Raw genomic sequence first — 24090 nt, forward strand, 5'->3', positions numbered from 1 at the left:
CGACCTTTGAATGCCCTGAAGGAGATCGATCATGAACGACGTCTCGCCGAGATCCGGCACGCAGGACATCGTGGTGGACACCGACTTCCTGCACGCACCGGAGACGATCTGGCGAATGCTGACCACCAGCGAGCTGATCGGCCGCTGGATGATGGTGCCGACGGGGTTCGAGCCGGTGGAGGGCAAGCGCTTCACCTTCCAGACCACGCCGGCCGGCGCCTGGGACGGCGTCATCCACTGCCAGGTGCTGGAGGTGATCCCGAACGCACGCCTGGTCCATAGCTGGAAGGGCGGGCATGATGGCAACGCCGGATACGGCTCGCGGCTGGACACGGTGATCACCTGGACGCTCGCAGCGACCGAAACCGGGACGCGCCTTCGCCTGGTTCATTCCGGCTTCGTCCCCTCGAGGAACGGATCCGCCCTCGCGACCCTCGGTGAAGGCTGGAAGAAGGTTGCCGCGAATATCGGTGCCATCGCCGATGAGCAGGAGGAAGAGGCGAGCGAGCCCTGGAGCGGCGGATGCGCCTGCGGCGCGATCCGCTACGAGATCGCGGCCGAGCCGGTGTTCATGAACGACTGCCAGTGCCGCGACTGCCAGCTGCGGAGCGGCACCGGCCATGGCTCCTATCTGACCTTCCTGAGCGCCGGGGTGAAGAGGCTGCAGGGCGAGGCCACGCGCTGGAGCATCGTCGCCGACAACGGCAACGTGAAGAGCCACGCCTTCTGCCCCGCCTGCGGATCGCCGGTCTACCTGACCTCCGCCGCCAAGCCCGATTTCTTCACCGTGCACGCCGCCAGCCTGGACGATCCGGGCCGGTTCAGGCCGCAGGTCGTGACCTACCGCATCCGCGGCCACGCCTGGGACCGCATCGACGAGGCCCTGCCGCAATTCGAGAAGATGCCGCCGATGTGAGCGGACGGCCCTAGGCCGCCGCCCCGTGCTCCTTGATGAAGTCGATGAAGGCGCGCAGCGGCGCTGGCACATGGCGGCGGCCGGGGTAGTACAGGAACGGCCCCGGAAAGCTCTCCCACCATGGCTGCAGGACCGGCTCCAGCGCGCCGCCGTCCAGATGGGGGCGCAGCAGCCCCTCGAAGATATGGACAATGCCCAGCCCGGCCACGGCCATGCTGATGGCGAGGTCGAACGCCGCGCCCGGCCGGACCATCAGGGGCCCCGGCGGGTCCACCTTGATCGCCTCGCCGTCGCGCTCGAAATCCCAGGTCGGCGTGGCGCCGCCGGCGAACTGCCCGCGCAGGCAGGCATGGGACAGCAGGTCGCGCGGATGCTCCGGCCGCCCGCGCGCCGCCAGATAGGCGGGCGACGCCACGGTGGCGAAGCGCTGCGTGCGCGGCCCGATCGGCACCGCGATCATGTCCTGCTCCAGCCGCTCGCCGTAGCGGATGCCGGCGTCGCAGCCGGCGGCCAGCACGTCGACGAAGCCATCCTCGACCACCACCTCCAGCCGGATGTCGGGATAGGCCTTGAGGAACGGGGCCACGACCGGCGGCAGCACGATGCGGGCGGCGCTCGAGGGAACGTTGAGGCGCAGCGTGCCGGCCGGACGGTCGCGGAACGCGTTCAGCACGTCCAGCGCCGCCTCCATCTCGCCCAGCACCGGCGCCAGCCGCTCGATCAGGCGCTGGCCCGCCTCTGTCGGGGTGACGCTGCGGGTGGTACGGTTCAGCAGGCGCAGGCCCAGCCGCGCCTCCAGCCGGCTGACCGCGACGCTGAGGCCGGAGGCAGAGACGCCGCCGACCCGGGCCGCGTCGCGGAAGCCGCCAGCGCGGGCCACGGAGATGAAGGCGGCGAGGTCGTTCAGGTCCATTGTTCACGGCTTTCAACAGCCCGTGCAGATTAGGTCGAGTTATCAAACAGGACAATCGCTGCCATATCCGGCTCGTCCCTCAAGGAGACCCGATATGACTCTTTCCGCCGCTGGCACATTCCCACTCGCCGACCGCACCGTGAGCCGCATGGGCTATGGCGCCATGCAGCTGGCCGGCCCCGGCGTGTTCGGCCCGCCGAAGGACCGCGCCGCCGCCGTCGCCGTGCTGCGCGAGGCGGTGGAGTCCGGCGTCGACCACATCGACACCAGCGACTTCTACGGCCCGCACGTCACCAACCAAATCATCCGCGAGGCGCTGCACCCCTATCAGGACAGCCTGACGATCGTCACCAAGGTCGGGGCGTTCCGCGGCGATGACGGCGCCTGGCTGCCCGCGCCGGAGCCGGCCGAGCTGGAGCGCGGGGTCCACGACAACCTGCGCAACCTCGGCCTCGATGTGCTGGACGTCGTCAATGTCCGGATCATGGGCAGTGTTCACGCCCCGTCCGAAGGCTCGATCGAGAGGCAGGTCGCGGCGGTGGCGGAGCTGCAGCGCCGCGGGCTGGTCCGCCATGTGGGCTTGAGCAACGTGACCTCGACCCAGGTGGCGGAGGCGCGGCGCATCACGCCGATCGTCTGCGTCCAGAACCAGTACAACCTGGTGCAGCGCGAGGACGACGCGCTGGTCGACGAGCTGGCGGGGCAGGGGATCGCCTATGTGCCCTTCTTCCCGCTCGGCGGCTTCTCGCCGATCCAGTCCGCGGCGCTGTCGCGGATCGCCGAGGGGCTGGGCGCGACGCCACGCCAGGTCGCGCTGGCCTGGCTGCTGCGCCGCGCGCCCAACATCCTGCTGATCCCGGGAACGTCCTCGCCCGAGCATCTGCGCGAGAACCTGAAGGCGGCGGAGCTGGTGCTGCCGGATGCGACGATGGCCGAGCTCGACGCGATCGGCCGGGCCTGATCAGGGCCGGGGCGCCGCTGGCAGTCCCTCGCGCAGCACCCCGATCGCGGCCTCCACCACCGGGGGGCGCCGGTCGCGGGCGAACAGGCCGTACTGGGCGGCCAGCGGCCCCGGCACCCCGGTCTTCAGCACCTTCATCGACCCCGGGCGGACGGAATCGGGCGGCAGCACCCCGACGCCCAGCCCGTTCTCGATCGCCGGCTGCAGCGCGGTGACGCTCTGGCTGGTGAAGGTGACGCGATGTTCGCGGCCGGCAGCCGCCAGCGCCTCGATCATCCGCCGGCGCCACAGGCAGGGCGCGGTGAAGGCCACCAGGTCGAGTGGCCGGTCGGGATCCGGGGTGAGATCGGGGGCGCAGACCCATTGCAGCTCGACCGTCCAGGTGATCAGCGCGTCGGCCGTCACCACCGAGGTCGGGCCCAGCATGATGTCCAGCCCGTCCTCGCCCCACAGCTTGCCCAACGCCACGGCATGCTCGACCACGACGTCCAGGCGGATGTCGGGATAGGCGCGGTGCAGCCGGCCCAGCGCGGCCGGCAGCGTCGTGGTTGCCACCTCCTCGCACAGGCCGATGCGCACGCTGCCGCGGAGCTCCTTCTGCTGCAGCCGCGCCGCGGCCTCGTCGCCCAGCGCCAGCATGCGGGTGGCGTAGCCCAGGAAGATCTCGCCCTCCGCGGTCGGCACCACGCCGCGGCCGGTGCGCTGGAACAGGTGCCGCTCCAGCAGCCCCTCCAGCCGGCGCATCTGCATGCTCAGCGCCGACTGGGTCCGGCCGGTCTGCGCTGCCACCTTGCTCAGGCTGCCTTGCCGGCACACCGCGACATAGGTGCGGAGGAGGTCGAGGCCGATCTGCTCGGATATCATTTTCGCTGAACTCTGATGTTGCCGATATCAGGCTACAGCCATATCCCATGCCGCGCCATCTTCCCGGGTATCAGCAGCGCAGCGAGGTACCCAGTGAAAGCGATCAGAGTTCACCGTCATGGCGGCCCCGAGGTTCTCACCTATGAGGAGGTCGGGGTCGGCCGGCCCGGCCCCGGCGAGGTCCTGGTCCGCAACCGGGCGATCGGCCTGAACTTCGTCGACACCTATTTCCGCACCGGCGCCTATGCTCCGCCGGGCCTGCCCTTCATCCCCGGCAACGAGGGCGCCGGCGAGGTCGTCGCGGTCGGGGAGGGCGTCGCCGGCTTCGCGCCGGGCGACCGCGTGGCCTATGTCGAGACCCTCGGCGCCTATGCCGAGCAGCGCATCGTGCCGGTGCATTTCCTGGTGCCCCTGCCCGAGGCGATCGATTTCGAGACCGGCGCGGCGATGATGCTGAAGGGGCTGACGGCCCAATACCTGCTGCGGCGTACGATCAGGGTCGGGCCCGGCCACACCGTCCTGCTGCACGCGGCGGCGGGCGGCGTCGGCCTGATCCTGACGCAATGGGCCAAGCATCTCGGCGCCACCGTCATCGGCACGGTCGGCTCGCCGGAGAAGGCCGCGCTGGCGCGTGAGAACGGCGCGGATCACGTGATCGAGTACCGGGATTTCGCCGCGCGGGTGCGCGAGATCACGGGCGGGCAGGGGGCCGACGTGGTCTATGACGGCGTCGGCCGGGCGACCTTCGAGGGCTCGCTCGACAGCCTGCGGCCCTTCGGCACCTTCGTCGCCTTCGGCTCGGCCTCCGGCCCGATCGACCCCTTCGACATCACCCTGCTGATGCGGAAGGGCTCGCTCTTCGCCACCTGGCAGCTGCTGTTCGAGCACCTCCGAAAGCGCGAGGACGTTCTGGCGATGAGCCGGGACCTGTTCGACGTCGTCGCCGGCGGCGCGGTAACGATCCCGGTCAATGCCCGGCTGCCGCTGGCCGAGGCCGCCGAAGCGCACCGCCGGCTGGAGGGACGCGAGACAACCGGCGCGACGGTGCTGCTGCCTTAGTGGTGGAATTGCAGGGGTGGAATTGCCATGCCCGTCCTTTCGAGGAGCGGGGCATGGTGCCTCGCGGCTTGCATTTGTTCTCTATATGTTCTAATTTACATCAACACCAACAACGAAGGGAAGCGGAAGGCGAGCTCACTCCAGGAGGCTGGATATGCAGCACGTCTTCGATTTTCTCGGTCCTCCGCCGAACTGGGACCGGTTGTTCTTCTGCGTGATGCCGGATGAGGCGGCCGGCGGCAGGGTCATGCGGCTCGGCGACCACATCTTCCTCCAGCATCGCCTGGACGGATCACGGCTGCGGCGGGACCGCCTGCACATGTCGTTGCACCATGTCGGCGACTATCCGCACCTGCCGAGCAAGGCTGTGTATGCGGCGCGCCTGGCTGCGAAGGCCGTGATGTCGGCACCGTTCGAGATCTGGCTCCGCGCCGTACACAGCTTCGAGCCCGCGCCGCACAGGCAGAACCGGCGACCGCTGGTTCTGCTCGGCGACGGCGGCGAGGCCCTGATGACGCTGTTCCGCACCCTCGGCGCGGCCATGCTTCGGAACGGCTTGAAGGCGGCGGCCACGTTCACGCCGCACGTGACGCTGTCCTATGGCCCGCAACCGGTCCCGACGCAGCCGATCGAGCCGATCCGCTTTCAGGCGAAGGACTTCGTCCTGATCCGCAGCCGGCTCGGCCTCACCCAGTACGAGGTGATCGACCGTTGGCCGCTGGGCACCTGATGCTCGCGCCCGACACCCGGGACCATGGACGGTCCCGGGTCAGCCGCGGTCAGCCCGGCCGGGACGTCATCACCACCGAGCCGGTCTCCAGCAGCGATTTCAGGTTCGACAGGATCAGCGGCCAGCCGCCGGAGACCGCCTCGATGAACTTCGACTCCTCGCGCTCGATGCTGTGGGTCACCGTCAGCTTGACCGCTTCGCCGGCCGGTTCGATGTCCATGATGCAGCGGGACCAGCCTTCTTCCTTCAACTCCGGCCGGAACTCGTTGCGCCAGCGCAGCACCAGGCGCCGCGGCGGGTTGAACTCCAGCACCTCGCCGGTGTCGCCGATCCGGCCGTCCGGCAGGATCAGCTTCCAGGCGCCGCCGGCGCGCCATTCGGCCTCGTGGCGGACGCCCAGCCAGTAGCGAGGTGTGAACTCCGGCTCGGTCAGCGCCTGCCACAGCGCGGCCGGGGTGGTGCGGATGAAGGTGACGTAGACGAAGGTACTTCCAGCCATGACGTCGCTCCTTGGTTGTCTCGGTCGTTCGCGGGGCTAGCCGTCGCCGCCCTGCCGTTCGAGCCTCTGCTTGAGCTCCGACAGCGCCTCGAGCCGCGGCTGCTCGAACTTGCGGATCCAGCGTTCCGCGATCGCGTGGATCGGCACCGGGTTGATGAAGTGCCGCTTCTCCCGGCCCTGCCGCTGCCAGGAGACGAGATTGGCCTCCTCCAGGATCGCCAGATGCTTGGTCACCGCCTGGCGTGTCATCCCCATGCCCTGGCAGAGCTCGCCCAGCGTCTGGCCGCTCTCCGCATGCAGCCGGTCCAGCAGCTCCCGGCGGCTGGCATCCGCCAAGGCCCGGAACACGGCATCGTCGTCGCTCTGCATCATCGTAATATGCAACCTTTTAGTTGCATGTCAAGCCGGGAACCCGGATCGCCGCGATCCGGTTAGGATGGGTCAGAGATGAGGAGGCGTCGCCATGAGCCGTCCCCGCTACGCGATCGTCGAGGCGCCCTCGGTGCTGGGGCTGTTCCCGAAGGGCGTCGAACGGCTGCCCGAGGCCCTGCTCGGGGCCGGGCTGGCCGACAGGCTGGGGGCGCGGCGGGCCGGCCGGGTCGAGCCGCCGCCCTACGACCCCCGGCGTGACCCGGAGACGATGCTGCTCAACCCGTCCGGCATCGCCGCCTATTCGGTCGCGCTGGCCGACGCCGTCGGGCTCGCCCTCGGCGCCGGCGAGGTGCCGGTGGTGCTGGGCGGCGACTGTTCGATCCTGCTCGGCTGCCTGCTGCCGCTGCGCCGCCGCGGGCGCTTCGGCCTCTTGTTCCTCGACGGCCATGCCGATTTCTACCAGCCGGAGGCCGAGCCCAATGGCGAGGCGGCGTCGATGGACCTGGCGCTGGCCACCGGTCGCGGCCCGGCGCTGGTGGCCGATCCCGAAGGGCTGCGGCCGCTGGTCCGCGACGAGGATGTGGTCGCCTTCGGCATCCGCGACGCCGAGGACGCGGAAAAATTCGGCAGCCAGCGAATCGAGGACAGCGGCGTCGAGCTGCTCGACCTCGCCGCGATCCGGCGGGTGGGCACGCAGGCGGCGTTGGAACGGGCGCTGGACTGGTTGACCCGGCCAGAGCTGCTCGGCTTCTGGGTCCATCTCGACGCCGACGTGCTCGACGACGCGGTGATGCCGGCGGTCGACTACCGGATGCCGGACGGCCTGTCCTTCGACGAGCTGGCGACGGTCCTCGGCGCTGCCGCTGCGAGCGGGCGGATGGCCGGCATCGACCTCACCATCTTCAACCCCGCGCTGGACCCGGACGGCGCCATCGCGGCCGGCTTCGCCGACGCCATCGCCCGGGGGCTGCGCAGCTAGGTCCGCCGGGATATGCTGCGTGGATGCCGCTTCGCCTGCCGCCGCTTCCCGCCCTCCGCTTCTTCGAGGCGGCCGGGCGCCATCTCAGCTTCAAGCTCGCCGCCGCCGAGCTGAATGTGACGCCCAGCGCGGTCAGCCACGGCATCGTCGGGCTGGAGCGGGCGCTGGACGTCGAGCTGTTCGTGCGCGAGCCGCGCAGGCTGTCGCTGACGCCGGAGGGCGCGGACTACCTGCCCTATGTCTCCGAGGCGCTGTCGCTGATCGCCATCGGCACCCAGCGGCTGCCGCACCACCGGGAGCGCCGGAGCATCACCGTCAGCTGCGCCCCGACCTTCGCCGCCCGCTGGCTGCTGCCGCGGCTGCACCGCTTCGCCGAGCGCTGGCCGACCATCGGCGTCACCGTCGACACCTCACGCCGGCAGGTCGGCTTCCCGATCGACGGCTTCGACTTCGCCATCCGGATGAGCCGGGCGACCGCCGCCGGCGCCGCGCGGCTGTTCGGCGAGAGCCTGGTACCCGTGTGCAGCCCGGCCTATCGCGAGGCCATGGCCGGCGAAGACGGGGCGGTCGACCTCCGCCGGGCCGCGCTGATCCACGTCACCCCGGCCAGCGAGGACTGGCAGGCCTGGCTGGAGCGGACCGGCATCGAAGGCGTCGGCCTCGCCGGGGGCCTGCGCGTCGACACTGTCCAGATGGCGTTCGAGGCCGCCGTCCTGGGGCTCGGTGTCGCCCTCGGCCGGCGGCCGCTGGTCGACCAGGAGCTCGCCTCGGGCGCCCTGGTCGAGGCGGGCCTGCCGGCGATCGCGGCCGAGACCGCCTATTGGCTGGTTGGTTCCGAAGGGGCGGACCGTCGCCCGGACCTGCTTGGCTTCAAGCGCTGGCTGCTGCGCGAGGTCGAGGCGGCCGGGCAGGGCACGGCCGCAGGCGGACGCCGGACCGCATAGGCTCGCCGATACAGGTGAAGATCCTTCACCCGTCGCCGAAACCTTCTCTTTTGCCGCGCCCTTCGCCGGTTGCCATGGTGGGGCCGGGCGAGGAGGACCCTACAATGGCGGTGACGGATAGCAGTCGGCTTGCAGCTCCCGGCATCCAGGCCGGGCTGGTGATTCTGGCGGGGGCGCTGATCATGAGCGCCGCCATGGGATCGCGGCAGACCTTCGGCCTGTTCATCGGGCCGTTCTCCTTCGACCGCGGTCTGCCCGTGACGCTGACCGCCTTCGCCATCGCCCTGCACAATCTGGTCTGGGGCTTCACCCAGCCCTTCGCCGGCGCCGCCGCCGACCGCTGGGGATCGGCGCCGGTGGTCGCCTTCGGGGCGGTCGCCTTCGCCGCCGGGCTGGTCCTCACCGCTCTGGCCTCATCCGGCGCGATGCTGGTGCTCGGCCTGGGCGTGCTGGTCGGCATCGGCATCAGCTGCACCACCTTCGGCGTGGTGCTGACCGCCCTGGGCCGCGCGGCGCCGCCGGAGAAGCGCAGCATGGCGATGGGCCTGGCCAGCGCCGGCGGATCGCTCGGGCAGGTGCTGCTGGTGCCGCTGTCGCAATGGGTCACCGATCTGTCGGGCACCGCGGCATCGCTGGTGGTGCTCGCCGGCTGCCTGCTGGCGGTGGCGCCGCTCGGGCTGATCCTGGATCGGCAGAGCCGGGGCGCGCCGGCGCAGGCCGAGCCGGCGATGCCGCTGCGGGCGGCGGTGGCGCAGGCGCTCGGCCATCGCGGCTATCGCCTGCTGACCCTCGGCTTCTTCACCTGCGGCTTCCAGCTCGCCTTCATCGGCACCCATCTGCCGAACTATCTGCTGCTGTGCCACATGCCGGCCGGGCTCGGCGCTACCGCATTGGCGCTGGTCGGGCTGTTCAACATGATCGGCAGCTGGGGCTGCGGCTGGCTCGGCGGACGGTTCCGCCAGCAGCAGGTGCTCGCCTGGCTGTACCTGATCCGCGGCGCCGCCATCGCCGCCTTCTTCCTGGCGCCGAAGACCGAGGCGTCGGTGGTGCTGTTCGCCGCGGTGATGGGCCTGACCTGGCTCGGCACCGTGCCGCTGACCAGCGGGCTGGTGGCCAAGGTGTTCGGCACGCGCCATCTCGGCACGCTGTTCGGCGTCTGCTTCCTCAGCCACCAGATCGGCTCGTTCCTCGGCGCCTGGGCCGGCGGCTTCGTCTTCGACGTCACCGGCTCCTATTCCCTGGTCTGGATCGCCACCGCGATCGCCGGGCTAGTGGCGGCGCTGCTGCATTTCCCGATCGACGACAACCCGGTAGCCGTCGCCGCTCCGGTGCGCCAAGTCGCCTAGCGGTTTCTTCCTGCCTCACCTTGCCAGCGACGGCCGGATCGGGCAGAGATGGCGGATGCCGGGTCATGTGGTACAGACATACCGGGCGATGGTGGCGCCTCCATTCCTCTGTGACGCTCGATGAAGCCCTGCGGTTGATCGAGACGGATGAGTTGCTGTGGCCTCTGTGAAGACGGAAGGCCACGCCGCGCCGGCATAGACCGCGCGGGCCACTGCAGTTCCATTCCGAAACACCGGACCCAGCCATGAGCGAATACCAGTGCTACGAGTTCCAGGCGATCGATCGCCCCCTCGACAGGGCTGCGCAGGACGCGATCCGGTCGGTTTCGTCGCGGGCGCGGATCACCGCGACGAGCTTCACCAATGAATACAATTGGGGCGATTTCAAAGGCGATCCGCGCAAGTTCATGGAGCGCTGGTTCGACCTCCATCTCTACATCGCGAATTGGGGCACGCGGCGTCTGATGATGCGGGTGCCCGCGCGCCTGTTGACCCTACCGGACATCGCTCCCTTTCTCGAAGAGGTCGATTGGGTCAAGGTCTGGATCGCCGGCGACAACCTGATCGTCGACATCTGCCGCGACGAGATCGACCTCGACGACCACTGGATCGACGATTCCGACCGGCTGGCCGCGCTCGCGCCGCTGCGATCCGACGTGCTCTCGGGCGATCTCAGGCTGTTCTATCTCCCGTGGCTGGCGGCGGTGCAGGACGAGGTGATTTCCGACGGCGACGTCGAGCCGCTGCCGGGCATCGGACCGCTGACCGGGGCGCTTGCCGCCTTCGCCGAGGTCTTCGGCATCGATCCGGATCTTGTCCAGGCGGCCGCCGAAACCGCCGCGGTCGAGGCGGCGACGGGCTCGGACGGCCTGCGGGATGCGTTGGCGGCGATCTCCGATGGCGAGAAGACGGACCTGCTGCTGCGGGTGGTCGAGGGCGACAGCCTCGTTGCCGCCGAGCTTGTGCGCAGACTCCGCAAGCGCCCGGAACCATCTGCTCCGCGCCGCACGGCCGGCGCCTTGCGGAGTCGGGCCGGGGAGATCGCGGAAGCCCGCGAACGCGCCGAGGCCGAGCGCCGGGAAGCGGAGCGACGCCGCCAGGCCGCAGCGGCGGAGCAGGAGCGCCGCGTCCGGATCGAGGCCCTCAGGCGCCGCGGTACCGCTGCCGTCTGGCGCGAGATCGAAGTCGAAATCCAGCGTCGCAATGCCTCGGGCTATGACCGGGCCGTCAATCTGCTCGCCGACCTCCGGGCGCTGGCCGCGGAGGAAGGAAACCGGAGCACCTTCGATCGCCGCCTCGCCTCGATCCGGGTGCAGCACGGGACGAAGCGGAAGTTCATCGAGCGGCTGGCGATCTTCGGGGGTGACGAGAGACTGGTCTGATGCCTGTGGACGGGCTCTCAGAACTCGTCGTCGAACAACGGCCGCTTCCTGCGCTGCGGCCCGGTCCACACCACGCCGGGAAAGCCCTTCAGCGGCCGGAGCTTCTCGCCCCGATACGTCCATTCCTGCGCCTGCTCGATGGCGATGTGGTACAGCGGCTCGCGGCCGGTGCGGGTCTCGAACAGGGCGCGCGGGATGTTCACCATCTGCGGCGCATGCGGCCGCTCATACAGCACCGGCGTACCGCAGTGGCGGCAGAAGCTGCGGGTCCGCCCGGTCTCCTCCTCGGTGAAGCGGGCGAGGGCGGTCTCGCCCTTGGTGATCCGCATCCGGCTGCGCCAGCACCCGACATAGGTGGCATAGGCCGCGCCATGGGCCAGCCGGCTGTCCTGGGAGTGGTCGTGCCAGGCCCAGCGCGCCGGGACGCCGATCTCGATCCGCACCCGGCCGCACAGGCACCGGCCCTCCGCCACCGCCGCCGGCGACTGCCGGACCTTCTCGACCGCTGTCTTCGCCATCCCTAACCTCGCTCTCCGTGCCCACGCACTCTATCAGGCGATGGCTGTCATCCGGCGTCAGCTATTCGCCGGCCGTGACCTTCATCTATGGTCGGGACGGCACGACGGAGAACCAGCGGAAGCGACATGGCGAAGACGGTCACGATCTACGGCATCAAGAACTGCGACACGATGAAGAAGGCGCGGGCCTGGCTCGACCAGCGCGGTGTCGCCTATGCCTTCCACGACTACAAGGCGGCGGGGATCGACCGCGCCACGCTCGAGGGCTGGGTGCGCCAAGCCGGCTGGGAGGTGCTGCTGAACCGCGCCGGCACCACCTTCCGCAAGCTGCCGGACGCCGCCCGCGAGGGGCTGACCGAGGCCAGGGCGATCGGGCTGATGCTCGACCAGCCCTCGATGATCAAGCGGCCGGTGCTCGACATCGGCGGCAAACTGCTGGTGGGCTTCAAGCCGGAGCAGTACGAGGCCGCGTTCGGCTAAGGCCGCCCAACGGCGGCGCTCACCCGCTCCGCCGCCAGCGCGATGAACGCCCTGACCAGGGGCGAGAGGTGCTGGCTGCTCGGATAGACGGCGTAGAGGCCGCCTGCCGGCGTGGTGTGCTCGGGCAGGACGCGGCGCAGCCGCCCCTCCGCCACCGCGGCCTCGGCGATCCCCAGCGGCAGCTGGGCGATGCCGAGGCCGGCGAGCGCGGCGGCATGCACCGCCTGCATCTCGTTCGCGGCGAAGCGCCCCGACACCGTGACCGTCTCGCTGCCCTCCGGCCCCTCCAGCACCCAGGGGGCGCCGGCCGCCGACGGGCCGGCGATAACGCAGTCATGCCCGGCGAGGTCGGCCGGCACTGCCGGCACGCCGCAGCGTGCGAGATAGTCCGGGCTGGCGCACAGGATCCGATGGGTCGAGCCAAGCCTGCGGGCGACCAGCGTGGAGTCGGGCAGCACCCCGGTCCGGAAGGCGAGGTCGATTCCGGTCTCGACCAGGTTCAGCGTGTCGTCGGTGAGGCGCAGCTCGACCCTGGTCTTCGGATGGGCCGTCAGGAAGTCGAACACCGTCGCGGTCAGGAAATGACCGCCGAAGCCGACCGGCGCCGAGATCCGGATTGTCCCCGACGGCTCCGCCCGCGCTTCCGCCAGCCGCAGATTGGCCCTCTCGATCAGCCGCAGCGCCTGGCTACTCTGCTCGTAATAGAGGCGGCCCGCATCGGTCAGGCTGAGGCTGCGTGTCGTCCGCTGCAGCAGCCGCACCCCGACCTCGCGCTCGAGCGCGGCGATGCGGCGGCTGACCGTCGTCTTGGGCATGCCGAGCAACCGCGCGGCGGCGGTGAAGCTGCCGGCCTCGACCACACGGGCCAAGACCTGGATGTCGTTGAGGTCGATCATTGTAGGCTGGGATGGGACAGAATTTCCCGATTATCCTTCATTATGGGCCAATAGGGGAAGCCCCAACTCTGCTCCGTTGGAAACGAGGAGCAGACCCATGACCACCAAGCGACATGTCCTGGTGACCGGCGCCACCGGCCAGCAGGGAGGGGCGGTTGCCGCCGCATTGCTGTCCCGGGGCCATCGCGTCACGGCGCTGACCCGCAAGCCGGACGGCGACGCCGCGCGGCGGCTGGCCTCGGCCGGTGCCGGGATCCGCGCCGGCGATCTCGGCGACGCCGCCTCGGTGCGGCAGGCCGCCCAGGGCGTCGACACGATGTTCCTGATGGGCAACAGCTACGAAGCCGGGACGGAGGAGGAGACCCACCAGGGCATCATCGCCGCCGACGCAGCCAAGGCAGCCGGCATCGGCCACCTGATCTATTCGTCGGTCGGCGACGCGGACAAGGCCACCGGCATCCCGCATTTCGAGAGCAAGGTCCGTGTCGAGCGGCACATCGCCGGGCTCGGGATCCCCTATACCATCAGCGCGCCGGTCGCCTTCATGGAGAACGCCGTCGCGCCATGGTCGATTGCCGGCCTGCGCCAGGGGGTGCACGCCTTCGCCCTGCCGCCCCGGCGCGCCGTCCAGCTGGTGGCGGTGGCCGATATCGGCGCCTTCGTCGCCGCCCTGGCGGAGCGGCGCGAGACGGTGTTCGGCAAACGCTTCGACATTGCCGGAGACGAGCTGGCCGGCGAGGAGCAGGCGAAGATCCTGTCGCAGGCCATCGGCCGTCCGATCGCCTATCAGGAGATCCCGATCGCCGTGATGCGCCAGCAGAGCGAGGATGCGGCACTGATGTTCGAATGGTTCGACCGGACCGGCTATTCCGCCGACATCGCGGCGCTGCGGCGGGATTTCCCTGAGGTCGGCTGGCGCGGCTTCGCGGACTGGGCGCGCGGCTTCGACTGGGGCGTACTCGACCGGGCACCGTAGGCGCTGATCGGCCGGGGCGTCCGACGGGGCGCCCCGGCCGGCAGGCGCTACAGCACGAAGTCGCCGGCGACGAGGCCGATGGCGCCGGTCAGCTGGATGTGGAAGTCCGAGACACCGTCGCCGTTGACATCGCCGGCGACGGTGGTCACGCCGCCGGCGACGGCGAAGCGGAGTTGCCCGGCGACACCGGTGTAGAGGCCGGAGCCGATGAAGCTGAAGGCCTGGTCGCCGCCGACCGTCGTGTTGGCGTCGATGCCCGCCAGGTCGACCCGGTCGCCCTGGGCGTGGCTGAAGTCGGCGATCCGGTCGGCATTGGCGCCGACCATGCTCTCGGTGGTCGCCACATAGACGAAACGGTCGGCGCCGGCGCCGCCGGTGAGCGTGTCCTTGCCCGCCCGGCCGACGAGCACGTCATTGCCGTTCCACCCCTGCAGGACATTGGCGTCTGCATTGCCGTAGAGGCTGTCGCCGGCCTGGCTGCCGGAGACGTTCTCGATGCCGGTCAGGGTATCGCCCTGCGCCTCGCCGCCGCTGCCGAGGCCGGTGGCGAGGCTGACCAGCATCCCGGTGCCACTGGTGTAGTAGCTCGCCGTATCGCTGCCGGTGCCGCCGTCCAGCTTGTCCGCCCCTGCGCCGCCGCGGAGGACGTCGTTGTCCTCATTGCCCTTGATCACATCGTTGCCGGTGCCGCCCACGAGGGTGTCGTTGCCGCCATGGCCCCAGATCTCGTCGTCATCGGCCCCGCCGTCGATCGAATCGGCGCCGTCGTCGAGCAGATCGACGCCGTCATCGCCGAACATGAGGTCTTTCCCGGCGCCGCCGAACAACTGGTCGCTCCCGTTGCCGCCGTCGACGGTGTCGTCGCCCGCGTCGCCGAAGAGCGAATCGTCGCCGGCATAGGCCTGGAGCAGATCGCGGCCGTCACCGCCGCGGAAGATGTTGCTGCCGGCACCGCCGGCGAGGCTGTCGTCGAAGCTGGAGCCGATGACATTCTCGATGCTGCTCAACTGGTCGCCGGTGGCGTCGCCGCCAAAGAACAGGTTGCCCGGCAGGCTGATGAAGACCTCGGCGCTCGAGCCCTGGTAATCGGCGGTGTCCGAGCCGTCGCCGCCGCTCAGGATATCGCCGCCCGCGCCGCCTCGGAGGGTGTCGTTGCCGCCCAGCCCGTTGAGGGTGTCGGGATCGCTGGTGCCGATCAGGGTGTCGTCGTCGGGTGTGCCGTTGATGATTGCCATTTGGACGTGCCCCCCCCAAGAAAATGGAAATACGAATTTATGCATTTGGCATCACAACCGGGAGCCCTCCAACAACAATCTTGAGATTCGCATCCGGGCGGCAAGTGACTGTAATAATACAAGGAATACTAACCTATTGTGCGTTGTGCTTTGGAAAATTTGAGAACGACCTATTCATGACCAATGCGAGAAGGACTGCATCATCCAAGCGCAGCGGCTGTTCAGATGTCCATGGCTGCCGGAGCCGATGCCGGGGTGCGAACAAGGCGGAGACGCGCATGCGTTTCGAGCGCCGTTGCCGGTCTGCGCTGCCCTGGTCGCAATCCCTCGACAGCCTGGTCCGGGCCCTGCCAAGGTGCCCGCATGGAAGCTCTTGGCCTGACCGAACTCCGGCGGATGCAGGGCCTGGCCCAGCAGGTGATGGCACTGCGGCCGGAGCTGGTGAACGGCGACGCGACCGTTGGCGAGCTGGCCTGGGTCTGGGCCAAGGATGTCGACGCGCTCAGCCGGTTCTGGCGGCACCGGCTGTGGTTCGTCGACGGCCGGCTGGCCGCATGGGGATGGGTGCATCTGCCGTACCGGGTCCCGCGCGGCGACGGGACGTTCCGCGAGGCCGAGGCGGCCAACCTGATCTGGCAGGCGCACCCGGACCGGCCGGAGCTGCTGGCAGGGATGCTGGACTGGTACGACGAGGTCGCGGGCGACGTCGACCGGTTGCTGACGGTGCAGTCCGCGGATGTGCACGCGCATGCTATCGTCGCCGCGCACGGATACGCGTTCGACACGGAAGCCGGTTCGGACAACGGATCCTGGGTGCAGTTCAATGTTCGGGCGCTGACGGAGGTGCCGGATCCGGTGCTGCCCGGGGGATTCCGGTTTCGGACGGCCGGGGACGTCCCGGCGGCAGACGCGGTCAAAGCGCATCGGGACGCGTGGCCCACATCCGGGCTCACCGCCGCGGCGTTCGACCGGGTCCAGCGGACCTGGCCGTATCGGGCCGATCTGCATGTGCTGATCGAGGCACCGGACGGCACCTTGGCCGCGACCGCGATCATCTGGCTGGACGAGGCGACGCAAACCGCCGAGTTCGAGCCCGTCGGCACGCACCGGGACTTCCGGCGACGCGGGCTGGGCACCGCGTTGCAGCTGTACGGCATGCAGCTGGCCAGGGCGGCCGGCGCGAACCGCATGCTGGTCGCCTGTCTCGGCGCGCCGGCGCGCCCGGCCGCCCGGGACCTGTACTACGGCGTGGGCTTCCGCGCGTTCACCCGGGACTTGCCGCAGATCAAGGCCGCGAGATAGCGAGTCCCGCCAAGCGGCTCAGGCGGCCTTCCATTTGATCGAGCAGCCCATCGACGGCACCTGGTCGGCGGGCGCCTGGCCGGTCTCGGCGATTTGGATCATCGCCTCGACCAGCTCGCGCCGCGCATGCGGCGGGGGAGGGGTGGTCCGGCCTTCATCCAGCCGGCCGCGGTACTTCAACTGCCGGTGCGAATCGAAGCCGAAATAGTCCGGGGTGCAGACCGCGCCATAGGCCCGCGCCACCGACTGGTCCTCGTCGTGCAGATAGGGGAAGGGCAGGTCGTGCGCCTCGTCGAAGGCCTTCATCCGGTCGAAGCCGTCTTCCGGATAAGCGACGGAATCGTTCGAGCAGATCGCGGCGAAGCCGATGCCCTCGGCCAGCAGCGTCATGGCGTCGTCCACCAGCCGGTCGATCACCGCCTTCACATAGGGGCAGTGGTTGCAGATGAAGACGATCACCGTGCCGCGCGGCCCGGCGACATCGTCCAGGGAATAGGTCTGGCCGTCGGTGGCGGGCAGGCTGAAGCCCGGGGCCGGCAGGTCGAGGGCAAGGGGCGGGGGCGTGGTGGCCATGGCGCGCATCCTTCGCTGCGGAGCCCCTAGTCTACCCGCAAGCCGGCCTTCAGCGCCAAGCGCAGATGCCCAGCGCGGCGCCCTTCGCCAGCAGCGCCTGGGCGTCGGCCTCCGGCACCGCCTGCGACCGGCCGTCGGCGCACAGCATGGTCAGCTCGGCATGGCCGGCGACGTCCAGCAGCAGCTGATCCCAGTGCCGGTACTGCACGTCATGGCCTTCGCCCTCGTAGATCCGGGCCTTGCGCAGGTTCGGGAACTGCGACTGCCAGTACTGCGCCTGGTCGAGCGGGACCGATGTGTCGGCGGTGCCCTGATAGACATAGACCGGCACCTGGACCTTCGTGACATCGGCCTTCGGCTCGGTGCAGTAGCGGCGGTATTCGGCGACCTGGCCACGCAGATCGCCCATCTGGCCGCGGATGAAATAGGTGCGCGCGCCCTCCTCATAGGCCCGGTCGGCGAAGCCCGGGATCTTGCGGGTCGGGCTGGTCTCCGGATAGGCCCACCAGTCTTCCGGGTTCTGCGCCACTTTCATCATCCCGGTCAGCTCGGCCTCCGACATGGTGCAGGCCTTCTTCTCCGGTCCGAAGCCGGAGGTGGCGGCCAGGAAGTGCAGCGAGATCAGCCGGTCCGGCATCTCCGCCGCGATCTCGGCCAGATACGGCCCACCGCCGGAGATGGCCAGCGCCGCGGTCTGTTGGATGCCGAGATGGTCCAGCACGGCGCGGACCTCGGTCGCATAGTCCTTGGTGGTCCAGCCCGGCCGGAACTCGGTGTCGCCGAAGCCGTTGCGCTCGACGCTGATGAAGCGGAGCTTCAGCCGGGTGCGCAGGCTGCGCAGATACTCGGTCATGCCGAAGGCGCGGGCGCTGGTGCCGGTGCCGCTGGCATAGAGCACCGGCCGCCAGCCGGGCTCGCCCTCGTCGATATAGTGCACCACGCGACCATCCGGCAGCGTCAGCGCCTGCACCGCCGGTCCCATCGGGTCGAATTCGGCCTGGAGGTCGGTGAGGTCCGAGGCCGGCACTGTCGGCGCCGGGTCGGCGGCGAAGGCGGGCGGGCCGGAGAGCGCCAGGACGGCAGTGGCGGCCAGCATGGACCGGAACGATCGCATCGCGCTCTCTCCCTGTGGTTTTGTCCTACTTTAGGGTTGAAGAGCTTGCGGATTTGACCGTATCCGCCATCGGCCTGATGGAAGCCGGCTTAGACTGACAGCCGCATCACGTGGCGGCGGCTGCCGGCGCGGCCGATCTCGGTGAAGCCGGCCCGGGTGAAGGCCTGGACGAAGCCCATAAAGCGGTAGCTGGGCGAGTCCGGATCGACCGGATACGCCTCGACCGCCGTGGCGCCCTGCGCCCGCGCATGCTCGACGGCCGCCATGATCAGCCGGTCGGCCAGGCCGCGGCCGCGCAGCCGGCGGGGGACGAACATGCAGGCCAGGGACCAGACCCGGTCCTCGTCCTTCGGGCCGCCGAGTGGGCGGTAAGTTTCGCGCGGGGCGATCGAGCACCAGGCCACCGGCTCGCCGTCGCGATAGCCTAGAATCCCGATCGGCACCCCGTCCCGCACCCTGGCATGCAGCGCCGCCTTGCGGCCGGCGCCGTCGAGCTTGACCTCCTGCGGCGTCGCACGCCAGACCATGCACCAGCAGTATTTCGGCCCGCCGCGGCTTTGGAACAGCCGTTCGAAATCGGGCCATCGCGCCGCGTCGACCGGGCGGAAGATGAGGCCGTCGGCGGTCATGAGGCCGGTTTGTCCGCCGGCTCTTGCGGCAGGCCGGCACGGCTCAGGCCATCGAGATAGCGGCGCAGCAGATCCGGCTCGAAATAGTGCAGGGCGTCGGCCACGGTCGAGACGGCGACGCCGGGCCGCGACGCCGTGAACTGCGACAGCGCCTTGCGTGCAGCCTCGTCCTGGCCGGCATGGGCGAGGAAGGTGGCGAGGTCGCGGAACATCCAGGTCGCCGCCGGCTTCTGGTGCAGCGCCTTGCGGGTCCAGCCGGCCGCCTCGTCGGGACGGCCCTCGGCGAAGGCGGCAAGGCCGAGGCCGATGAAGCAGTTGAAGCTGAAGGGGTCGAGGGGGCTCAGGCGGATCGCCCGTTCGAAGCAGGGTCGGCCCGCAGCCGGATTGCCGCGATAGACGTGCAGGAAGCCGCGGCGCGTCCAGGCCCAGGCATGGTTCGGGTCGAGCGTCAGCGCCCGATCGACGAACTGCTCGGCCCGGCCGACGTCGCCGAACAGCAGCATGGTCGCCGTGGCCAGGGCGCTCAGCGCCGTCGCATCGTCCTGGGCGCCTTCCGACGCCTGCTTGATCAGGACATCGCCCGCCGCCCGCTCGGCCGCATAATCGGCGGCCCAGTTGTAGGTGACCTGCTGCCCATGGGCCCAGGCGGCAAGGGCGGCGGCACGACTGTAGTCGGGGTCGAGCCGCAGCGCCTCCCGCAGCAGCCGGATCGCCTCGGCATTCTCCGGTTTACGATGGGCCCAGAGATGCGGCAGGGACTGCAGCATCAGGTCGTAGGCCGCCAGGCTGCCGGGCTTCTTGCTCAGCGCCAGCGCGATCTCCGCCGCCCGGATCGAGGGGTGCAGCGCGCCGGCGACGCCCTCGGCGATCCGGTCCTGCAGGTCGAACATGTCCTCGACCGTACCGTCGAAACGCCCGGACCACAGGTGCAAGGCGCTGGCCGCATCGATCAGCTGCGCCGAGATCCGCACCCGGCTGCCGGAGATCCGCACGCTGCCTTCGAGCACGTAGCGGACCTTGAAGGTGCGGGCGATTTCCCGCGGATCCACGGGTCGCCCGGCGGCGCGATAGGCCACGGCCGAATGGCGGGCGATGACGGTGAAATCCCGGATGCGGGAGAGCGTCGCGGTGATCTCCTCCACCGCACCGTCGGCGAGGGCAGACGCGGCGGGATCGCCCGACAGGTTGTCGAACGGCAGGACGACGATCGAGGGCAGGTCCTCATCGTCCTCCGCCGCATCGGCGTCGCGGTTCGCCGCTGCGGCAGATTCGACCTCGGTGCCGGGAGGCGCCCAGATCCAGACCTCCATCGGATCGCCCATGTCCTTCAACGTCTTCATCACCCGGATGAAGGGCGCCGACAACGACTTGCCGAGCTGCCAGCGCACGGAATGGGTGATGGCGATCCCGCCCGGCGGCGCCGCCTGCTGCAGGCGGACGACGAAGGCGACCGCGGCCCCGAAACGGTCCTCACCCTCGATGTAGACGTCGGCGAGCGCAACGGCGGCGCGGACCAGCATCGCTCGTGCGGGCTTCTGCGCATTGCGGATCGCCATCGCCTTCTGGAAGTCGACCGTCCAGCACACGGCGTCCTCGATGTTGGAGAACTCGATCAGCACGCCGTCGCCCATGGTCTTGAACACATGGCCATGCCGGGCCCGCAGCGGCGCGCCCAGCAGTTCGCGGCGGATCGAGGCGAGCGCTGCCAGGGTGCCGCGCTCATCCTCCTGCACCAGCCTTGTGAAGCCGGCGACGTCGAGCGAAACGATGACCGTCAGCCGGCGCTGGGGATTCATGGGCGGGCGTCTCCAGCTGCTGAGCCAGCTTGGTGTCTGCTTCCGGATCCCGCAACGCCGGAGAGCCGGTCCCGCGTTGCAGTGCACTCATCCATTAGTCGTAACCGTGGCCGGTGCCGTCACATGTGCCAGCCATGCTTCGGATCGGCCGTCGCCGGGTCGTAATGCTGGTCGACCAGATCGATCAGCGAGCGCACGGTGAAGACCGAGGCCAGGTCGTCGCGCGGCAGGTCGACGCCCAGCGCCTCCTCGATGTCCCAGGCCAGCCGTGTGACGTCGGCCGGGGCGAGGCCGAGATCCTCCAGCAGCCGATCGTCCGGCGTGACGGTGCGGCCCGCCGGCGCCGCGGTGCCCAGCACCCGCAGCACCGTGGCCTCGGCCCGGTCGCGCCCGCTCATGACGCCGGTTCCAGCGACCCGAGCAGGGTCGGCAGCAGCTCGGACACCGTGGGGTGGATCGGCATCGAGCGCTGCAGCAAATCGTACGGCGCCTTGGCGTACATCAGGTCCAGGAGCCCGTGCACCACCTCGTCGCCGCCGGTGCCGAGGATGGCGGCGCCCAGAATCTGCCGCGTCTCGGCGTCGACCACGACCTTCATGAAGCCCTCGGTCTCGCCCTTCTCGACGGCGCGGCCGACCCGGGTCATCGGTCGCTTGGCGACCAGGATGCGGCGGCCGGACTGGCGCGCCTCCGCCTCGGTCATGCCGGCGCGGCCCAGCGGCGGGTCGGTGTAGAGGGCATAGGCCGTGATCCGGTCGCTGACGCGGCGCGTGTCGCCATCCAGCAGGTTGGCGGCGACGATCTCGAAATCGTTGTAGGCGGTGTGGGTGAAGGCGCCGCGGCCGTTGCAGTCGCCCAGCGCCCAGATCCCGGGCACGCTGGTCTGCAGCGTGTCATCGACGGTGATGTAGCCGCGCTCGTCGGTGGCCACGCCCGCGGCCTCCAGCCCGAGATCGTGGGTGTTCGGCTTGCGCCCGACCGCCAGCAGCAGATGCGATCCGGCGACCACCGGCGCGCCGGCGGTGCAGTCGACCGACACCGCCACGCCGTCGCCGTCCGGCGCCAGGCTGATGCATTTCGCGTTGGTGCGGATCGCGACGCCCTCCTTCTCCAGGAAGCCGGCGATGGCGGCGGAGACGTCCTCGTCCTCGCGGCCGATCAGCCGCGGTCCCATCTCGACCACCGTCACCCGGGAGCCGAAGCGGCGGAACATCTGGCCGAACTCCAGCCCGATATAGGAGCCGCCGACGATCACCAGATGCTCCGGCAGCGTGTCGAGGTCCATCATCGTGCTGTTGGTCAGGAACGGCACGTCCTGGATCCCCGGCATCGGCGGCACCGTGGCCCGGCCGCCGACATTCAGGAAGATCCGCTCGGCCGTCAGGGTCTCGTCGCCGACCTGGACGGTCCTCGGGCCGGTCAGCCGGGCGTGGCCCTGGATCACGGTGCTGTTCGCCATGCCGCGCACCCAGCCCTCGACCCCGACCCGCGACTGGCCGGAGACGGCGTCCTTGCGCGCCTTGACCTGCTTCATATCGACCCGGTACGGGCCGGGCAGCACCACCCCGAATTCGGCGGCGCGCTGCGCCATCCGGGCGGCATAGGCGCTGGCGACCATGGTCTTGGTCGGGATGCAGCCGGTGTTGACGCAGGTGCCGCCGAAGCGTGCCCGCTCGATCACCGCGACGCGCTGCCCGGCCCGGCTCAGCCGGTCCGCCAGCGCCGGTCCGGCCTGGCCCGTGCCGATGATGATGGCGTCATAGCTGGTCATCGCCGCCTCCCTGTTTCTGGGGAGAGGATAGCGCATCCGGCCGCCGGGGACGGGATCTCTCGTATCGTCGGCCGACATTGAATTTTTATGACGATCCGTGGCGTTTCGCTATGATGTGTGGGCCACGAGCGAAGGAGGCATGCCATGGCCAAGGGTCAAATGCGCAAGCCCAAGGAAGCCAAGAAGCCGAAGAAGGACGCGGCCCTGAAAAAGGGCGCTGCGGCCGCACCTTCGACGCTGAAGAAGGCCTGACACCCGGCGCCGGCCGGATCTCTCAAGGATTCGGCCGGCACGGGCTTCGCGGTCCGCTGCAGTCGCTCTCTCGGCTAATAGGGGATTATATCAACCCGCCGATTCTGCGGCTCGGCCGCGCCATCTGCGGTGGGTACGAACGGATCGGCTTCGCCGGCGCCGTGGACGGAGAGCAGATTGCCCGGCACGCCGCGGGCGACGAGGGCGTCGCGCACCGCCTCCGCCCGACGCCGTGACAGCTCCAGATTGCTGGTGGCGGAGCCGACCCGATCGGTGTGGCCGGTGATTACGACGGCATCGGAACAGGCAAACCAGATGGCCGGCTCCATCCGGTCCAGATAGGCCACGGCGCGCTGGTTCAGCCGGTCGCTGCCGGAGTCGAAGAAGACCAGTCCGGTCGAGACATGGACGATCACGATCACGTTCGCGTCGGATTCCGGCGATGGGCAACCCGTCTCGACCGGGTGCGGGTCCGAACAGCCGGCCAGCCCGGCGCAGATGAGTGCCGCCGCAATCATGTGCCGCATCGGCATGTCCCCCCACCGGAAGGGTGTGAGGGCGCCGACGCCGTGTCAATCAGCGGGCTCAACCCTCCAGAAATCGCTCCAGCAGCCGTCGCGCTGCTGCGGTCGGCAGCAGGCGGCCGGCGGCGACCTCGGCCTCCAGCGCCGGCAGCGCCTTGGCCACGGCGGGGTGGGCGCGCAGCGCGTCCAGGAGGCCGTCGCCAAGCTCGCGCCACAGCCAGGACCTGGCCTGCTCGGCGCGGCGCTCGCCCAGAGCCTCGCCCATCTGAGCGCGAAACGACCCGATCGTCTCCCAGACCTTGTCGATGCCGCGGTTTTCCAGCGCCGAGCATTGCAGCACCGGCGGGGTCCAGCCGCCGCTGCCGCGCAGCAGCGCCAAGGCGTGGCGGTATTCGGCGGCGGCGTGGTTGGCGGCGCCCTTCTGGCTGCCGTCGGCCTTGTTCACCACCAGGATGTCGGCGACCTCGACGATGCCGCGCTTGATGCCCTGCAGCTCGTCGCCGGCGCCGGGCAGCAGCAGCAGCAGGAACACGTCGACCATCTGCGCCACCGCGGTCTCGGACTGGCCGACGCCGACGGTCTCGACGATAACCACGTCGTAGCCGGCGGCCTCGCACAGCAGCAGGGTCTCGCGCGTGCGCCGCGCCACCCCGCCCAGCGTCGATCCGGCCGGGGAGGGGCGGATGAAGGCGGCGGGGTCGCGGGTCAGCAGCTCCATCCGCGTCTTGTCGCCGAGGATCGACCCGCCGGAGCGCTGCGAGGAAGGGTCGACCGCCAGCACCGCGACGCGGTGGCCCTGGCCGGTCAGGTGCAGGCCGAAGGCCTCGATGAAGGTCGACTTGCCGACGCCGGGCGGGCCGGAGATGCCGATGCGGACCGCGCCGCCGGCGGCGGGCGCCAGAACCTCGAGCAATGCCTCGGCCCGCTCGCGATGGTCGGCACGGCGGGATTCGACCAGGGTGATGGCGCGGGCCAGGGCGCGGCGGTCGCCGACCCGGATCTGCATCGCCATCGCCTCGACCGTCTCCGCCGTCACCGTCCGAATCCCTCGCGTGTCTT

The 24090-nt window shown here is 70.0% G+C and carries 26 protein-coding genes; 11 read left to right on the forward strand and 15 right to left on the reverse strand.

Annotated features, from left to right (window positions below; translation table 11 throughout):
• The first annotated feature begins 31 nt into the window (after window positions 1-31).
• Entirely contained in the window at window positions 32-916 is an 885-nt protein-coding gene (locus FFK22_RS43850) for a GFA family protein (protein ID WP_221938632.1), read from the forward strand.
• 10 nt (window positions 917-926) lie between these two features.
• Here the strand turns inward: FFK22_RS43850 and FFK22_RS15965 are convergent, their stop codons facing one another.
• Window positions 927-1829, reverse strand: coding sequence for a LysR family transcriptional regulator (locus FFK22_RS15965; protein ID WP_138889693.1), 903 nt, complete (start codon window positions 1827-1829; stop codon window positions 927-929).
• 94 nt (window positions 1830-1923) lie between these two features.
• Between FFK22_RS15965 and FFK22_RS15970 the strand changes: the two genes are divergently transcribed.
• Complete coding sequence (locus FFK22_RS15970; protein WP_138889694.1) at window positions 1924-2790, forward strand: aldo/keto reductase family oxidoreductase; 867 nt, start codon at window positions 1924-1926, stop codon at window positions 2788-2790.
• Here the strand turns inward: FFK22_RS15970 and FFK22_RS15975 are convergent, their stop codons facing one another.
• Window positions 2791-3654, reverse strand: a complete 864-nt coding sequence (locus FFK22_RS15975; RefSeq protein WP_138889695.1) for a LysR substrate-binding domain-containing protein — start codon at window positions 3652-3654, stop codon at window positions 2791-2793.
• A gap of 93 nt (window positions 3655-3747) precedes the next feature.
• Here FFK22_RS15975 and FFK22_RS15980 point away from each other — a divergent pair, with 93 nt between their 5' ends.
• Window positions 3748-4713, forward strand: coding sequence for a quinone oxidoreductase (locus FFK22_RS15980; RefSeq protein ID WP_186002486.1), 966 nt, complete (start codon window positions 3748-3750; stop codon window positions 4711-4713).
• Between the two features lie 154 nt (window positions 4714-4867).
• Window positions 4868-5443 carry a 2'-5' RNA ligase family protein gene (locus FFK22_RS15985; protein ID WP_138889697.1) on the forward strand — a complete coding sequence of 192 codons (576 nt, stop codon included), beginning with the start codon at window positions 4868-4870 and terminating at the stop codon, window positions 5441-5443.
• A gap of 49 nt (window positions 5444-5492) precedes the next feature.
• On the opposite strand, the gene FFK22_RS44420 is transcribed toward FFK22_RS15985, so the two are convergent.
• Together FFK22_RS44420 and FFK22_RS44425 are read right to left on the reverse strand one after the other, a co-directional pair.
• Window positions 5493-5942, reverse strand: a complete 450-nt coding sequence (locus tag FFK22_RS44420; RefSeq protein WP_138889698.1) for an SRPBCC family protein — start codon at window positions 5940-5942, stop codon at window positions 5493-5495.
• Between the two features lie 36 nt (window positions 5943-5978).
• Window positions 5979-6314: a helix-turn-helix transcriptional regulator gene (locus FFK22_RS44425; RefSeq protein ID WP_138889699.1), complete on the reverse strand. Its 336-nt coding sequence runs from the start codon at window positions 6312-6314 to the stop codon at window positions 5979-5981.
• Window positions 6315-6405: 91 nt separating this feature from the next.
• On the opposite strand from FFK22_RS44425, the gene FFK22_RS16000 reads away from it, so the two are divergent.
• The 4 genes from FFK22_RS16000 (at window position 6406) to FFK22_RS16015 (ending at window position 10965) form a co-directional block, all read left to right on the forward strand.
• Window positions 6406-7293, forward strand: coding sequence for an arginase family protein (locus FFK22_RS16000; protein ID WP_138889700.1), 888 nt, complete (start codon window positions 6406-6408; stop codon window positions 7291-7293).
• A gap of 23 nt (window positions 7294-7316) precedes the next feature.
• Window positions 7317-8237, forward strand: coding sequence for a LysR substrate-binding domain-containing protein (locus FFK22_RS16005; RefSeq protein WP_138889701.1), 921 nt, complete (start codon window positions 7317-7319; stop codon window positions 8235-8237).
• 104 nt (window positions 8238-8341) lie between these two features.
• Entirely contained in the window at window positions 8342-9583 is a 1242-nt protein-coding gene (locus FFK22_RS16010) for an MFS transporter (protein ID WP_138889702.1), read from the forward strand.
• Between the two features lie 407 nt (window positions 9584-9990).
• Window positions 9991-10965 (forward strand): hypothetical protein, encoded by a 975-nt coding sequence (locus FFK22_RS16015; RefSeq protein WP_221938633.1) that lies wholly within the window; start codon window positions 9991-9993, stop codon window positions 10963-10965.
• A gap of 17 nt (window positions 10966-10982) precedes the next feature.
• Here FFK22_RS16015 and FFK22_RS16020 read toward each other — a convergent pair whose 3' ends face one another.
• Complete coding sequence (locus tag FFK22_RS16020; RefSeq protein WP_138889704.1) at window positions 10983-11483, reverse strand: GFA family protein; 501 nt, start codon at window positions 11481-11483, stop codon at window positions 10983-10985.
• Between the two features lie 126 nt (window positions 11484-11609).
• Here FFK22_RS16020 and FFK22_RS16025 point away from each other — a divergent pair, with 126 nt between their 5' ends.
• Window positions 11610-11963 (forward strand): ArsC family reductase, encoded by a 354-nt coding sequence (locus FFK22_RS16025; protein ID WP_138889705.1) that lies wholly within the window; start codon window positions 11610-11612, stop codon window positions 11961-11963.
• On the opposite strand, the gene FFK22_RS16030 is transcribed toward FFK22_RS16025, so the two are convergent.
• Window positions 11960-12859: a LysR family transcriptional regulator gene (locus FFK22_RS16030; protein WP_138889706.1), complete on the reverse strand. Its 900-nt coding sequence runs from the start codon at window positions 12857-12859 to the stop codon at window positions 11960-11962. The genes FFK22_RS16025 and FFK22_RS16030 overlap by 4 nt on opposite strands.
• Window positions 12860-12956: 97 nt before the next feature.
• On the opposite strand from FFK22_RS16030, the gene FFK22_RS16035 reads away from it, so the two are divergent.
• Window positions 12957-13835, forward strand: coding sequence for an NmrA/HSCARG family protein (locus tag FFK22_RS16035; protein WP_138889707.1), 879 nt, complete (start codon window positions 12957-12959; stop codon window positions 13833-13835).
• A 47-nt stretch (window positions 13836-13882) separates the two neighbouring features.
• On the opposite strand, the gene FFK22_RS16040 is transcribed toward FFK22_RS16035, so the two are convergent.
• On the reverse strand, window positions 13883-15070 hold the full coding sequence (locus FFK22_RS16040; protein WP_186002487.1) for a calcium-binding protein: 1188 nt from the start codon (window positions 15068-15070) through the stop codon (window positions 13883-13885).
• Window positions 15071-15433: 363 nt separating this feature from the next.
• Between FFK22_RS16040 and FFK22_RS16045 the strand changes: the two genes are divergently transcribed.
• Complete coding sequence (locus FFK22_RS16045) at window positions 15434-16372, forward strand: GNAT family N-acetyltransferase (RefSeq protein ID WP_138889709.1); 939 nt, start codon at window positions 15434-15436, stop codon at window positions 16370-16372.
• Between the two features lie 18 nt (window positions 16373-16390).
• Here FFK22_RS16045 and FFK22_RS16050 read toward each other — a convergent pair whose 3' ends face one another.
• The 8 genes from FFK22_RS16050 to meaB all read right to left on the reverse strand — a co-directional run bounded on the left by FFK22_RS16050 (window position 16391) and on the right by meaB (window position 24067).
• Window positions 16391-16945, reverse strand: a complete 555-nt coding sequence (locus FFK22_RS16050) for a thioredoxin family protein (protein ID WP_138889710.1) — start codon at window positions 16943-16945, stop codon at window positions 16391-16393.
• A gap of 49 nt (window positions 16946-16994) precedes the next feature.
• The gene (locus tag FFK22_RS16055) at window positions 16995-18059 is read right to left on the reverse strand and encodes an alpha/beta fold hydrolase (RefSeq protein ID WP_138889711.1); all 1065 of its coding nucleotides are present in this window, start codon (window positions 18057-18059) and stop codon (window positions 16995-16997) included.
• 89 nt (window positions 18060-18148) lie between these two features.
• Window positions 18149-18688, reverse strand: coding sequence for a GNAT family N-acetyltransferase (locus FFK22_RS16060; RefSeq protein WP_138889712.1), 540 nt, complete (start codon window positions 18686-18688; stop codon window positions 18149-18151).
• Complete coding sequence (locus tag FFK22_RS16065; protein WP_138889713.1) at window positions 18685-20484, reverse strand: tetratricopeptide repeat protein; 1800 nt, start codon at window positions 20482-20484, stop codon at window positions 18685-18687. Before FFK22_RS16065 ends, FFK22_RS16060 begins: the two co-directional genes overlap by 4 nt.
• Before the next feature lie 119 nt (window positions 20485-20603).
• Window positions 20604-20882, reverse strand: coding sequence for an acyl carrier protein (locus FFK22_RS16070; RefSeq protein WP_138889714.1), 279 nt, complete (start codon window positions 20880-20882; stop codon window positions 20604-20606).
• Entirely contained in the window at window positions 20879-22255 is a 1377-nt protein-coding gene (locus FFK22_RS16075; protein WP_138889715.1) for an FAD-containing oxidoreductase, read from the reverse strand. Before FFK22_RS16075 ends, FFK22_RS16070 begins: the two co-directional genes overlap by 4 nt.
• 326 nt (window positions 22256-22581) lie before the next feature.
• Window positions 22582-23040: an OmpA family protein gene (locus tag FFK22_RS16080; RefSeq protein WP_138889716.1), complete on the reverse strand. Its 459-nt coding sequence runs from the start codon at window positions 23038-23040 to the stop codon at window positions 22582-22584.
• A gap of 52 nt (window positions 23041-23092) precedes the next feature.
• A complete protein-coding gene (gene meaB, locus FFK22_RS16085) occupies window positions 23093-24067 on the reverse strand; it encodes a methylmalonyl Co-A mutase-associated GTPase MeaB (protein WP_138889717.1) in 975 nt (324 codons plus the stop codon).
• Between the last annotated feature and the right edge of the window lie 23 nt (window positions 24068-24090).

Source organism: Mycobacterium sp. KBS0706, assembly GCF_005938675.2.
Taxonomy (GTDB): Bacteria; Pseudomonadota; Alphaproteobacteria; order DSM-16000; family Inquilinaceae; genus Inquilinus.